The 13,105-nt window shown below is 73.0% G+C and carries 12 protein-coding genes; all 12 read left to right on the top strand.

The genetic code is table 11. From position 1 onward, the window contains the following. Positions 1-61 precede the first annotated feature (61 nt). The 12 genes from FS641_RS17485 (at position 62) to pth (ending at position 13,030) form a co-directional block, all read left to right on the top strand. A complete protein-coding gene (locus tag FS641_RS17485) occupies positions 62-913 on the top strand; it encodes a sugar phosphate isomerase/epimerase (protein ID WP_144766202.1) in 852 nt (283 codons plus the stop codon). Further along, positions 910-2,094, top strand: coding sequence for a Gfo/Idh/MocA family protein (locus tag FS641_RS17490; protein WP_144766204.1), 1,185 nt, complete (start codon positions 910-912; stop codon positions 2,092-2,094). Before FS641_RS17485 ends, FS641_RS17490 begins: the two co-directional genes overlap by 4 nt. After that, positions 2,091-2,978, top strand: a complete 888-nt coding sequence (locus FS641_RS17495) for a sugar phosphate isomerase/epimerase (protein WP_144766206.1) — start codon at positions 2,091-2,093, stop codon at positions 2,976-2,978. Before FS641_RS17490 ends, FS641_RS17495 begins: the two co-directional genes overlap by 4 nt. Beyond that, positions 2,975-4,246 (top strand): mannitol dehydrogenase family protein, encoded by a 1,272-nt coding sequence (locus FS641_RS17500; protein ID WP_144766208.1) that lies wholly within the window; start codon positions 2,975-2,977, stop codon positions 4,244-4,246. Before FS641_RS17495 ends, FS641_RS17500 begins: the two co-directional genes overlap by 4 nt. Further along, positions 4,243-5,604 carry a D-mannonate dehydratase ManD gene (gene manD, locus FS641_RS17505; protein ID WP_260855915.1) on the top strand — a complete coding sequence of 454 codons (1,362 nt, stop codon included), beginning with the start codon at positions 4,243-4,245 and terminating at the stop codon, positions 5,602-5,604. The genes FS641_RS17500 and manD overlap by 4 nt, the downstream gene beginning before the upstream one ends. Positions 5,605-5,646: 42 nt before the next feature. Continuing rightward, entirely contained in the window at positions 5,647-6,633 is a 987-nt protein-coding gene (locus FS641_RS17510) for a hypothetical protein (protein ID WP_144766210.1), read from the top strand. Positions 6,634-6,729: 96 nt separating this feature from the next. After that, positions 6,730-7,947: a sensor histidine kinase gene (locus tag FS641_RS17515; RefSeq protein ID WP_144766212.1), complete on the top strand. Its 1,218-nt coding sequence runs from the start codon at positions 6,730-6,732 to the stop codon at positions 7,945-7,947. Next, entirely contained in the window at positions 7,944-8,630 is a 687-nt protein-coding gene (locus FS641_RS17520; RefSeq protein WP_260855916.1) for a response regulator transcription factor, read from the top strand. The genes FS641_RS17515 and FS641_RS17520 overlap by 4 nt, the downstream gene beginning before the upstream one ends. A 44-nt stretch (positions 8,631-8,674) precedes the next feature. Then, a complete protein-coding gene (locus tag FS641_RS17525) occupies positions 8,675-9,658 on the top strand; it encodes a hypothetical protein (RefSeq protein WP_144766216.1) in 984 nt (327 codons plus the stop codon). A 468-nt stretch (positions 9,659-10,126) separates the two neighbouring features. Continuing rightward, entirely contained in the window at positions 10,127-11,509 is a 1,383-nt protein-coding gene (locus FS641_RS17530) for an RbtT/DalT/CsbX family MFS transporter (RefSeq protein WP_144766218.1), read from the top strand. A 276-nt stretch (positions 11,510-11,785) separates the two neighbouring features. After that, entirely contained in the window at positions 11,786-12,415 is a 630-nt protein-coding gene (locus tag FS641_RS17535; protein WP_144766220.1) for a 50S ribosomal protein L25/general stress protein Ctc, read from the top strand. Positions 12,416-12,445: 30 nt separating this feature from the next. Further along, positions 12,446-13,030, top strand: a complete 585-nt coding sequence (gene pth / locus FS641_RS17540) for an aminoacyl-tRNA hydrolase (protein ID WP_144766221.1) — start codon at positions 12,446-12,448, stop codon at positions 13,028-13,030. Positions 13,031-13,105: the final 75 nt, after the last annotated feature.

A 13,105-nucleotide genomic window follows, 5' to 3' on the forward strand; every position in this document is an offset into this window, starting at 1 on the left:
GACTGGAGGCCCGGCGCGCGTCCGCCGCGTCGGTCACCCTGGTCACCATGAAGGGAACGAGATGACCCAGCCCACGTCCGCACAGCCCAGTTGGGAGCTCAGCGGCTTCGGCGACGAGATCGACGCCGACCCCGCGATCCAGGTCGCGGTCCTCCAGGCGCTCGGCGCGAGTGCGATCGAGGTCCGGAGCGCGTGGGGGGTGAACGTCGTCGACCTCGACGAGGACCAGCTCGCCGGGCTCCACCGGCTGTTCCAGGAGCGCGGCCAGACCGTCTCCGCGATCGCCTCGCCGATCGGCAAGGTGTCCGTGGACGAACCCGTCGAGCACGAGGTGGAGCGACTGGGCCGGGCGATCGCCGCGGCGCACGCACTCGGCACGACGAACATCCGGATCTTCTCCTTCTACTTCGAAGGGCGTACCCCCGACGCCGTCCGCGACGACGTGCTGGTCCGGATGCGGGAGCTCGCCGACCTCGCCGAGCGCGAGGGCGTGACGCTGCTGCACGAGAACGAGAAGGACATCTACGGCGACGTGCCGTCCCGGGTGCTCGACATCGTCGAGAGCGTCGCTTCACCGGCGCTCCGGCTCGCCTGGGACAACGCGAACTACGTGCAGTGCGGCGTCCGGCCGTTCACCGACGGCTGGGCGCAGCTCGCGCCCTACGTCGACTACCTGCAGGTCAAGGACGCCCTGGCGGCCGACCACTCCGTCGTGCCCGCGGGCGAGGGCGACGGCGAACTCCTGCGCACGCTCACGGCCCTGCGCGACGCAGGGTACTCCGGGTACGCCTCCCTCGAACCGCACCTCAGCGACTTCACCTCCCTCGGCGGGTTCTCCGGGCCCGCCGCGTTCGGCCGCGCCGGACGAGCCCTCCGGAGCCTCACCGACCAGATCGGAGTCACCCTGCGATGACCACCCCACTGAAGCTGGCAGTCGTCGGCGCCGGCGTGATCGGGCGCCACCACGCCCGGGTCGCCCTCGCGAACCCGGACCTCGACGTCGTCGCGCTCGTCGACGCCGTCCCCGCCGCGGCCACGAGCGCGGCCGACGAGATCGAGTCGTCGGGTGCGCCGCGGCCGTTGACCACGGAGACCATCGAGCAGGCCATCGCCCAGACCGACGTCGACGTCGTCGCCATCTGCTCGCCGTCCGGCATGCACGTGGACCTGGCACGGGCAGCGCTCACCGCGGGCAAGCACGTCGTGATCGAGAAGCCCCTCGACACGACGATGCCGAGGGCCCGCGAGATCGCCCGGCTCGCCGCCGACGCCCGCGAGCGCGGGCTCGTCGTCAGCGTCATCAGCCAGCACCGGTTCGACCCGGCGTCCCAGGCCGTCGCGTCCGCGGCGCACGACGGCCGGTTCGGTCGCGTCACCTCCGGCGTGGCGAGCGTCGCGTGGTACCGCTCACAGGGCTACTACGACTCCGGTGACTGGCGCGGCACCTGGGAGCTCGACGGCGGCGGCGCGGTGATGAACCAGGGCGTGCACACGGTCGACCTGCTCGTGTGGACACTCGGCCGTCCGGTCGAGATCTCCGCCCAGATCGGTCTCCTGGCACACGACCGGATCGAGGTCGAGGACACCGCCGTCGCGACCGTCCGGTTCGACACCGGCGCGCTCGGCGTCATCCACTGCACCACCGCCGCGTACCCGGGGCTGTCGGCCCGCTACGCCGTCTACGGCACGCACGGCTCCGCGATCGTCGACGACGACCGGCTCGCGTACTTCCACGTCGCGCCCGACGCGGCGACGCTCGAGTCCGCGTCCACCACGGCGAACACCACCGCCGTCGCCGACGCCGTCGACCAGAAGTCCGAGGTGGTCGCCCCCGAGCACGTGGTCGGCGGCCCGCAGGAGCCGGAGCACTTCCTCGCCGGCCACGGTCGCCAGTACGCGGACGTCGTCGCCGCCATCCGCGACGGCCGTGAGCCGGGGGTCACCGTCGACGCCGCCCTGGTGTCGCTCGCCACCGTCCGCGGCCTCTACATCAGCGCCACGCTCGGGCAACCCGTCCGGATCGACGACGTCATCGAGGGCCGGTACGACGACGTCGTGCCGGTCGTCGCCGCAGCAGGAGGAGCCACCCGATGAAGTTCTCCGTGTTCACCGCGTCCACCCCCGACTGGACCCCGGAGCAGGCCGCGACCACGCTCGCGGAGCAGGGCTGGGACGGCATCGAGTGGCGTGTCGTCGACGACCTGCCGACCGAGGGCACCACCGTGCCCGCCGACCGGTCGTTCTGGGTCGGCAACCGCTCGACGTGGCAGTTCACCGGCATCCAGGACCGCGTCGGGGACATCGCCCGGGTCACCGACCAGGCCGGGCTGGAGTACTCCGGCATCGGCGGCTACCAGCAGGCGGCGGACCACGACGGCGTCGACACGATGCTCCGCGTCACGAGCGAGCTCGGGGCTCGGCAGGTCCGGGTCGCGATGCCGAACTACCGGCAGGAGCGGGACCGTACGGGCGAGACCTACCCCGAGCTGTTCGACCGCACCCGGGCCGACCTGGAGTGGGCCGTCTCCCGGGCGACCGAGCTCGGCGTGAAGGCGCTCGTCGAGCTCCACCACATGACGATCACGCCGTCCGCCTCGGCAGCGCTCCGCCTCGTCGACGGGCTCGACCCCGAGCACGTCGGCGTCATCCACGACCTCGGCAACCTCGTGATCGAGGGACACGAGGACCACCTCGCCGCCTTCGAGCTCCTCGGCCCGTACCTGGCGCACGTGCACGTGAAGAACGCCCGCTGGGTCGACACCGGCGACACCCGTGCCGACGGCAGCGCGATCTGGCAGAACGTGTGGGCGCCGCTCCGTACCGGTCAGGCCTCGGTGTCCGACTACTTCGACGCCCTCCGGACCCACGGGTACGACGGCTGGGTCACCATCGAGGACTTCTCCACCGACCTCCCGCTCGAGGCCCGCACGGCGGACAACCTGGCCTACCTCCGCTCGCTCGTCCCGGTGTCCGCATGACCGGTCGCCGCGCCGGCATCGTCCACGTCGGGGTGGGGGCGTTCGCGCGTGCCCACCTCGCGTGGTACACCCAGCGCTCGGACGGCGAGCCGTGGGGGATCACCGCGTTCACCGGCAGGTCGCCCGCGGTCGCCGACGCCCTGTCGGCGCAGGACTGCCGGTACACGCTCGTCACCCGCGCGGCGGACGGCGACGTCGCGTCGGTGATCGACACGATCGTGGCGGCGCACCCCGGCAGCGACGACGCCGCCTTCCGTGCCGCGGTCGCGTCGCCGGCGACGAGCATCGTCACGCTCACCGTCACCGAGAACGGGTACCGCGCCGGGTCGGACGTGCCGGCGCGACTCGTCGCCGGGCTGGCCGCCCGTCGTGCCGCCGGTGCGGGGCGCATCGCCCTGCTGAGCCTCGACAACCTCACCCACAACGGCACGGTGCTGCGCGACGCGGTCCTCGACGCCGCGGCCGACGACGCGCTCCGCGGCTGGATCGCCGACCACGTGGCGTTCCCGAGCTCGATGGTCGACCGCATCACCCCGGCCACGACCGACGCCGACGTCGCGGCGCTCGCCGACCTCGACGGGGCGCTCCCCGGGGACCGCGTGCCCGTCGTCACCGAGCCCTTCGCCGAGTGGGTCGTCGAGGACCGCTTCGACGGCATCGACCGCCCGGACTGGGCCAGTGCCGGCGTCCGCATCGTCGACGACGTCACCCCGTACGAGCAGCGGAAGCTCTGGCTGCTCAACGGGGCGCACTCCCTGCTCGCGTACCTCGGGCTCCAGCTCGGGTACGCGACCGTCGCCGACGCGATGGCCGACCCGGTGTGCCGCGCCGCCGTCGAGCAGCTCTGGGACGAAGCCGCGACCGAGCTGCCGCTGCCCGGGGCCGAGGTCACCGCGGCCCGGGCGGCGCTGGTGGAGCGCTTCGCGAACCCGCGCATCCGTCACACGCTCGTGCAGATCGCCGCGGGCGGCTCCGAGAAGCTGCCCGTGCGCGTGGTCGACGTGCTCCGACGGCGTCTGGCGCGGGACCCGGACGCCGGGATCGGCCCCGGTGCCGCGACCCTGATCGCCGCGTGGTGGTTGCACGTCAGCACCCAGCCGGACCTCGTGCACGACCAGGGCGCACCGGGAGCAGGCTCGGACGTGCACGACGTCCTCGCCGTGATCGCCCCCGACCTCGACACCACCCCGGTGGTCGCAGCCGTCACGGCCGCGGCCGAACGCATCCGAGCGGCCCGCAGCCGTTCCCCCGAAGGAGTACCAGCATGACCGACGACCAGACCGCCACGACGAACCCGGCGGCGCCCGTCCCCGGCGCGACGGACGACCGTGGCGCAGACGGAGCCACCAGCGGGCGACCCGACACCTGGGCGAGCGCCGACCGCGGGCAGCTGATCGACCGCGCCGAGGTCATCGTGACGAGCCCCGACCGGAACTTCGTCACGCTGAAGATCACGACCGCCGACGGCGTGACCGGCCTCGGCGACGCCACCCTGAACGGGCGGGAGCTCGCCGTCGCCGCGTACCTCGCCGAGCACGTCGTGCCGCTGCTGGTCGGCCGGGACGCCAGTCGCATCGAGGACGCCTGGCAGTTCCTGTACCGCTCGTCCTACTGGCGTCGTGGCCCGGTGACGATGGCCGCGATCGCGGCCGTCGACATGGCGCTCTGGGACGTCAAGGCCAAGGTCGCCGGGATGCCGCTGTACCAGCTGCTCGGCGGCGCCTCCCGGACGGGGCTGATGGCGTACGGGCACGCCTCCGGCAAGGAGCTGCCGGAGCTGTTCGACTCGATCCGGGCGCACCAGGACGAGGGCTACCGGTCGATCCGCGTGCAGACCGGCGTCCCCGGACTCGAGTCCATCTACGGCATCGCGTCGAACCGGACCACCGAGGGCAACGCCGGCGTCCGGTACGACTTCGAGCCGGCGCAGCGGGGGGCGTTCCCGGCGATGGAGGACTGGGACACCCGGGCGTACCTGCGGCACGTGCCGACGGTGTTCGAGGCCGTCCGGAACGAGTTCGGGCCGGAGCTCCCCCTGCTGCACGACGGACACCACCGGATGACGCCCCTGCAGGCGGCCAAGCTCGGCAAGAGCCTCGAACCGTACGACCTGTTCTGGCTCGAGGACTGCACCCCGGCCGAGAACCAGGAGGCGCTGAAGCTCGTCCGTCAGCACACCACGACCCCGCTCGCGATCGGCGAGGTCTTCAACACCATCTGGGACTTCAAGGACATCATCCGCGACCAGCTGATCGACTACGTCCGCGGAGCCGTCACCCACATGGGCGGGGTCACACCGCTGAAGAAGACGATGGACTACGCGGCGATGTACCAGATCAAGTCCGGCTTCCACGGGCCGACCGACATCTCGCCGGTGGGCCTCGCCGCGCAGATGCACCTCGGGCTCGCCATCCACAACTTCGGCATCCAGGAGTACATGCAGCACGGCGCCCGCACGAACCAGGTGTTCCGGCAGACGTTCACGTTCACCGACGGGTACCTGCACCCGGGGGACGAGCCGGGCCTCGGCGTGACGCTCGACGTCGACGAGGCGGGCAAGTACCCGTACGAGCAGGCCTACCTGCCGTTCAACCGCCTTGCCGACGGCACCGTCCACGACTGGTGACACCGGCGTGACGCGACGGGTGCGCGGGTAGCGTCGGCGAGCGTGGACATCGACACGCTCGCCGACGACGCCCGCGCCCTGCTGCTGCAGCCGCCGGTTGACTTCGTCCGGGAGCGCACCGCGCGGCAGCGGGAGCGTCGGGAGGACGACCGCGAGCTCGCCACCGCGATCGGAGCGATCCGGAAGCCGGCACCGGCAGCGTGGGTGGTCGACCTCCTCGCCCACGACGGCGCACTCGACGAGGCGGTCGAGATGGGTCCGGCACTCCGGCAGGCGCAGGCGGACGCCGACCCGCGGGAGATCGCGACCCTCCGGCGACGACGGTCGAGTGTCGTCCGTGCGCTCGTGCAGGCCGGGGCCGCCCTCGCCGAGGACGCCGGCCACCCCGTGACGCCGACCGTGCTCGACCAGGTCCGCGCGACGATCGAGGCGGCGATGGCGGATCCGCACGCGGGTGCCGCCGCCCGCTCCGGGCTCCTCGTCCGGCCCCTCGAGAGCGCCGGCTTCGACGACGTCGACCTCGACGGTGCCCTCGCCGTCCAGGACGCGGTACCCGACGCGTGGTCCGGCAGCGACGCGCCGCCGATCCCCATCGAACGGGCGCGACGACCCCGGAAGCCGAGCCGAGCCTCCCGGCCCGACCCGACCGCCGCCGATCGGACCGCCGCCGATCCGGCCACGGCCGCCGACCAGGCGGACTCCGAACCGGCCCCCGCCGCCGACCCGCCTGCCGCTCGCCGGGCCGCGCGCCAGGCGGAGACGACGGCGCGGACCGAGTCCCGCGATGCGGACGCCGCCCTCGACGCTGCGACGTCGGAGCTCGAGGCCGCGGAGGAGCGCCGTGCCGACCGTCAGCACACGGTCGAGCGGCTGCGGGCGGAGCTCGAGCGCGCCGCCACGGACCTCGAGGACGCGACCGCGCACCTCGAACGTCTCGAACGGGTCCGCGACGACGCCGAGACCGCGAGCGACCGCGCCCGCGAGGTCCTCGCTGCGGCCCAGCAGCACCGGCGCTCCCTCGGGCGCTGAGCCGACCGGCGTCGACGAACGGGGGACTCATCACCTCGGATGAGAACGGGCCCGACCGCTCGCTGCGGCGACGAGCGTCCCCCTACGCTCGGCGTCATGACCTCCACCCTCCGCCGGTTCCGGCACCTGCTGGCCCCCGCCGCCGGTGCCGTCTACCTCGTGCTCTGGATCGTGGCCGAGGCGGGTCGTTCCGGACTCGTCGAGCACGTGATCATCGTCTCGGCGTTCGCGGTCGCGATCGGTCTGGCGAGCTGGATGCCGTCGACCGCCCTCGCGCTGGTCGTCGTCGTCCCGCTGCTGCAGGCCCTCCGGCTGCTGCACCGCCCGACCGACACCACCTGGCCGGCCTACCTCGCCATCGCGATCGTCGTCGGCATCGTCGGAGCGGGACGGTCGGACCTCCTCCGCTGGCTCGCGATCCCGGCGATCGGCGTGGCGAGTGCGGCCGCGGCGTGGGCGATGGTCGTCCCGACGGCAGCCGACCAGGACGTCTGGGCGAACTGGGTCGGGTCGACGGGCGGGACACGGTCGAGCCTCGTCACCATCACGCTCGCGTTCGTCGGCATCAGCGGGATCGCCTGGGCCGTGGGCGTCGCGATCGGTGCCACGTGGCGGATCGGTCTGGCACGGGTCCGCATGGTCGAGGCGCAGCGGCGGACCGAGACGACCACGACCGAGCTCCGCGCCGAACAGGAACGCGCCCGGATCGCCCGCGACGTGCACGACTCCCTGGCGCACTCCCTGGCGGTCGTCGTGTCGCAGGCGCAGGGCGCTGCGGCCATCGCGGTCCGCGACGAGCACGCGGCGCGGGCACTGCAGGACATCGCCGAGGTGAGTCGCTCGGCGCTCGGCGACGTGCGCGCACTGGTCGAGCGGATCCAGGGGGCCGGCCCGGCCGCCGACCACGGGCTCGCCGACGTCCCGCAGCTCGTCACGGACATGCGCGAGCTCGGCATGGACGCCGGCTTCGACGAGCACGGCACGCCCGTCGCCGTCCCGCCGGAGGTCGGGGGCGCCGTCCACCGCATCGTGCAGGAGAGCCTGACCAACGTCCTCAAGCACCAGGGCCGCACGGCCGGTGCCCGGGTCGTCCTCGACTGGCGTGGACCCGGTCTCGGCGTCGTCGTGTCCTCACGGGGTGCGACACCCCTCGTCGAACTCGACGGGACCGGCTCGGGGATCGTCGGCATGCAGGAGCGTGCCCGGCTCGCCGGCGGATGGCTCCGAGCGGGAGCCGGCGACGAGGAACACGAGTTCGTCGTCACCGGATGGCTCCCCGTCCCGGCCACGGCGGACCTCGAGGTCGCACGGTGAGCGCCATCCGCGTCGCGGTCGTCGACGACCAGCGGCTCTTCGCATCCGGCATGCAGATGCTCGTCGACGCGCAACCCGACATGACCTGCGTCGGCACGGCCGGCAACGGGGCCGAGGCACTCGACCTCTGCGCCGCCGAGCGCCCGGACGTGCTGCTCCTCGACCTCCGGATGCCGGTGATGAACGGCATCGAGACCCTCGCACGACTGAGCGCCGCCGGACCCGCACGGACCGGGGACGAGCCGCCGGCCGACGACCGACCCCGCGTCGTCGCCCTCACGACCATCCGGCACGACGACGCGGTGCTCGCCGCACTGCGCGCCGGCGCTGCCGCGTTCCTCACGAAGGACGCGCTGCCCGACGTCGTCACCGGCACGATCCGCGACGTGCACGAGGGCCGCCCGGCACCGACCGAGGCCGAGGCGCTCGACCTCCTCCGCGCCCAGGGCATCCGCGTCGAGAGCACCCGACGCGACGAGGTCCTCGACGCCCTGACCGCCCGGGAGCGCGAGGTGTTCCTGCTCGCCGCGAAGGGGCTCAGCAACGCCGAGATCGCCGAGGGCATCCACCTCAGCGAGGCCACCGTCAAGACGCACGTCCGCGCCGTGCTCATGAAGCTCGGACTCCGCAACCGCATCCAGGTCGTCATCACCGCCCACGAGCGCGGTCTCGTCCGCGCCTGATCCACCGGCGCCGAGCCACGAACCCACAGGTCACAGGGGGACTCATGCAGATCACCACCCGCGCCGCGAAGACCGGCACACTCGCACTCGTCGTCATCGGGCTCGCCGCCGGCGTCGTCCACGGGCTGCCGGAACCCGCGGACGTCACGATCGAACCGACCGTCGAACGCGACCCGGGCGCCTGGTCGATGCCGCTCGACGCCTACGCCGTCCCCGCCGGGGCGAAGACCAGCTACGCGGAGGACCTCGTCGTCGAACCGTGCCTGCGGGAGGTCGGCATCGACGACCCGCCCCCGTGGGCCACCGCCGCCGGGCTCCAGGCCGACGACGACGCCAGCGACACCGCGGCCCGGGCGAACCCCTCGCCGGCCCTCGCGACGACGAGGCCGCTGACCGCAGCGCTCGCCGAGACCCGGGGGTACCACGGACCGTCGACCGACGGAGCCAACCGTGAGGGGATGCGTGCCTGGGCGTTCGACCCGGACCGGAACGCGGCGTTCGCGGCGCTGTCGCCCTCGCAGCAGGCGGCGGTGGACCGGTGCTGGCACGACGCCCGGAAGGCACTCGGGTCGGGCGAGAGCGGAGCCGAGCAGACCGCGTCCGACCTCGCCCAGCGCCTGACCCACCTCGCCGCGGTCGACGCTCGCTCGGACGAGTCCGTGGTGCGCGCCGCGGCGAAGTGGCGCACGTGCATGCGGCCCGCCGGCGTGACCGACCTGCCGGATGCCCCGGAGGGGATGCCGACGACGTCGATGCGCGTCCTCGGGCACGACGGTTCCGCGGTGGTCGTGCTGCAGGAGGAGATCAGCAAGCGCGAGGTCGCCGTCGCCGAGCGCGACGTCGCCTGCCAGGAGTCCTCGGGGTACCGCGCTGCGCTCTACGACGCGGAGTGGCAGCGCCTGCTGCACGTCACCGCGTCCGACGCCGCTGCGCTCCGGCGGGGCTCGACCCGGCAGCCGCAGCTGGACGCCCGCCTCGACGCCACGATCGCGCGCCTCGCGCCGGCGGCGCCCGACGGCGTCGCGTGAGCGACGGCGGCCGCGGACACCCGGCGCGCCGCCACCGACCCGCGCCGGCGTGGGGAGCTGCCGTGGGGGGAGCGCCCCGCGCCCGGCGCGCTGACCATGGACGCCAGGCTCGGTGCAGGACGCGCATCGCGCCTCCCGTCCGGTGCGGCGCACGCGGACGCACCGCTCGTCGCAGGATCGAACCGCGCCTCCAGTCCGGATCGTTACACAACAGTTGTCGTTCTTGACGGATGTCGTTGGAGCGGTCTAATCTCGGGCACCATGCTTCGGGCCGGCGATGGCCCGCCGGGCACGCGCCCCACAGCAGCACGGTGCGGACCCGGGTACAGGACTCGCATCATCGCCGACCTCCGACGACGCCCGCAGCCACAGCGCAGGCACGTCGGGACCGGTGCGCGGCGCACCCCGGAGACATGCCGCGATGCCGGGTCGAGCACTCCGGGGGCCCGCTTTCAGGAGAGACGACGCATGTCGGACGTCAACCGGAACCACAGCACCACCCTCACCCCACCGAACGGGGTCCCCGCCCCACACACCGCACCGGACCCGGTCGGCACCGCCGACACCGAGCCCGCCCGCGAGGGACTCGTCGCCCGCCTCGGCATCCCGCACCCGCTCCGCTGGGGCTTCCTCGGCGTCCTCGTCTTCATGACCGGCGACGGGATCGAGTCGAACTTCATCTCCCCGCACATCGGCGCGGCCCTCGGGTCCGGTGGCACCGACAGTGCCGCGATGGTGATCGGGATCTACGGCGTCGCGGTCCTCGTGGCGTCCTACTTCGCCGGCGTCCTCTCCGAGCTCTGGGGGCCGCGCCGGGTGATGACGATCGGTGCCGCGATCTGGGTCGTCTTCCAGATCACCTTCCTCGCCGCACTGCCCACGGGGTCGGTGGGGCTCATCGCCCTGACGTACTTCCTCCGCGGACTGGGCTTCCCGCTCTTCGCGTTCTCGTTCCTCTGCTGGGTGAACCACACCGTCGCCCGCGAGCGGAACGCCACCGCCGTCGGCTGGTTCTACGTCGTGTTCACCGGCGGCCTGCCGACCCTCGGGTCCCTCATCGCCATCGGCACCATCCCCGCGTTCGGCGGCGGCCAGCTCGGGGAGACCCGGTCGATGGCGCTGTCGCTGCTCTTCGTCGTGGCCGGCTGGGCGGTCGTCCGGTTCGGTGTGCACGAGCGCACCGGCCTCGGGCGCATCGCCCCGCGGGAGCACTCCGCAGCGCGGGTGATCGCCAGCGGCATCGAGGTCTGCATCCGCCGACCGAAGGTCCTGCTCGCCGTGCTCATCCGGCTCGTGAACACCGCGCCGGAGTTCGGCATGTTCGTGATCATGCCCGCGATCATCGGCACCGAACTCGGTTGGGGGCAGTCGAAGTGGCTCACCATGACCGTGATCGTGTACGCGGGCAACATCCTGTTCAACGCGTTCTTCGGGGCGCTCGGCGACCGCATCGGCTGGATCCGCACCGTGAAGTGGTTCGGCATCGGTGCCTCGGCGATCGGCCTGCTCGCCTGGTGGTACGTCCCGCACCTCGTGCCTGCCGGCTCCGAGTGGGGCTTCTGGCTCGCCACCGCCGCCGGCACCCTGTTCGGCATCATGCTCGCCGGCTTCACGCCGATGGGCGCGATCGTCCCCGCCTTCGCCGGCGAGGAGCGTCGCGGCGCCGCGATGGCGATGTACGCCACGGCGGCCGGCGGGGCGACCTTCCTCGGCAACGCCGTCGTCAGCGTCGTGCTGCCGTGGGGCGGCGCCGGTGGGGTGGTCTGGACCTTCGTCGGCCTGTACGTCGCCGCCTTCGTGGTCCTGAGCTTCCTGAAGGTGCCGGAGGAGGCCGTGGCCGCCGGACACTGACCGGTCCAGTGACGGACGGGAGGCCCGTGGCGACCCCGCCACGGGCCTCCCGTCCGTCTGCGCGACGTCCGGATCGGTGGCGACACGCCCGGACAGGTGCTGGTAGAGTTGTGCACGACTTCGGCGAGGGCCGCGCATGCGCGGCCGTGATCGACGCAGTGGGAGAACCCGGCCACACTCTGGGAGCGTTCCTCACGCGTGCACGCGTTCGAGTTGCAACACCACAGACCCCACGACGCCGGCGAACCGGTGTCGTCCCCGAGACCAGGAGGCACCATGGCCGACCACACCAAGCTCCAGGCGGAGCTCCGCACCAAGTTCGGCAAGGGCGCTGCCCGCAAGATCCGTGCGAACGACAAGATCCCGGCGGTCGTCTACGGCCACGGCACCGAGCCGCAGCACGTCACGCTGCCCGGCCACGAGACGATGCTGCTCGTCCGTCACGCGAACGCGATCGTCGACCTCGACATCGACGGTGCCGCGCAGCTCGTCCTCGTCAAGGACGTCCAGCGTGACCCGGTGCGCCAGGTCATCGAGCACATCGACCTCGTGGTCGTGCGCCGCGGCGAGAAGGTCACGGTCTCCGTGCCCGTCGTCGTCGAGGGCGAGTCCTTCTCCGGCACCATCCACGTCCAGGACGAGTCGACCCTGTCGCTCCTGGTCGAGGCGACCGACATCCCCGAGCACGTCGTCGTGAGCGTCGAGGGCCTCGAGGACGGCGCGCAGATCCGCGCGAGCGACATCGAGCTGCCGGCCGGCGCCGAGCTCGAGACCGAAGGCGACACCCTCGTCGTGTCGATCGTCACCCCGCGTGGCACCGCCGACGACGACGCCGCCGACGAGGCCTCGGCCGAGGCGGGCGCCGAAGCCGGTGCCGAGGGCGGCTCCGAGCCGGTCTCCGAGTAACACCTGGTCGCGGACGTCTGGTCGACGCTGATGGCGGATCGTCTCCTCGTCGTGGTCGGGCTCGGGAACCCCGGGCCCGACTACGCGGGGAACCGTCACAACGTCGGCCAGATGGTCCTCGACGAACTCGCCGCCCGCATGGGCGCGGCGTTCAAGAAGCACAAGACCCCGAACCAGGTCGCCGAGGGGCGCCTGGTGCCGGGGGGGCCCCGCCTGGTGCTCGCCAAGCCGGGGTCGTTCATGAACACCTCCGGCGGACCGGTCTCCTCGGTCCTCGGCTTCTACAGCGCGACCCCCGCCGACCTCGTCGTCGTGCACGACGAACTCGACCTGCCGTTCGACACGATCCGGCTCAAGGGCAACGGCGGTCACGGCGGTCACAACGGGCTGCGCGACATCATCAAGGCCACCGGCACGCACGAGTTCGCCCGGGTGCGCGTCGGCATCGGCCGCCCGCCCGGACGCCAGGACCCGGCCGACTACGTGCTGCGCGACTTCTCGCCGACCGAGAAGAAGACCCTGCCGAACCTGCTCGCCGACGCCGCCGACGCGGTCGAGGCGATCGCGGACCTCGGGCTGCTCGCCGCGCAGCAGCGGGTGCACGCGCCCTCCTGACGGGGTCGTGTCCACGGGCTGCGCCGTTCGCGGCCCGCTGTCCCGGTGTTCGTCGCCCGCTGTCCCGGTGTTCGC

The sequence above is a fragment of the Curtobacterium sp. 9128 genome (assembly GCF_007673775.1).
Taxonomy (GTDB): Bacteria; Actinomycetota; Actinomycetes; order Actinomycetales; family Microbacteriaceae; genus Curtobacterium.

Excerpts from the sequence above, each read along its gene's own strand:
- FS641_RS17490 (WP_144766204.1), top strand. The coding sequence starts at position 910 with ATGACCACCCCACTGAAGCTGGCAGTCGTCGGCGCCGGCGTGATCGGG.
- FS641_RS17535 (WP_144766220.1), top strand. The coding sequence starts at position 11,786 with ATGGCCGACCACACCAAGCTCCAGGCGGAGCTCCGCACCAAGTTCGGC.
- FS641_RS17515 (WP_144766212.1), top strand. The coding sequence starts at position 6,730 with ATGACCTCCACCCTCCGCCGGTTCCGGCACCTGCTGGCCCCCGCCGCC.
- FS641_RS17500 (WP_144766208.1), top strand. The coding sequence starts at position 2,975 with ATGACCGGTCGCCGCGCCGGCATCGTCCACGTCGGGGTGGGGGCGTTC.
- manD (WP_260855915.1), top strand. The coding sequence starts at position 4,243 with ATGACCGACGACCAGACCGCCACGACGAACCCGGCGGCGCCCGTCCCC.
- FS641_RS17525 (WP_144766216.1), top strand. The coding sequence starts at position 8,675 with ATGCAGATCACCACCCGCGCCGCGAAGACCGGCACACTCGCACTCGTC.
- FS641_RS17495 (WP_144766206.1), top strand. The coding sequence starts at position 2,091 with ATGAAGTTCTCCGTGTTCACCGCGTCCACCCCCGACTGGACCCCGGAG.
- FS641_RS17530 (WP_144766218.1), top strand. The coding sequence starts at position 10,127 with ATGTCGGACGTCAACCGGAACCACAGCACCACCCTCACCCCACCGAAC.
- pth (WP_144766221.1), top strand. The coding sequence starts at position 12,446 with ATGGCGGATCGTCTCCTCGTCGTGGTCGGGCTCGGGAACCCCGGGCCC.
- FS641_RS17485 (WP_144766202.1), top strand. The coding sequence starts at position 62 with ATGACCCAGCCCACGTCCGCACAGCCCAGTTGGGAGCTCAGCGGCTTC.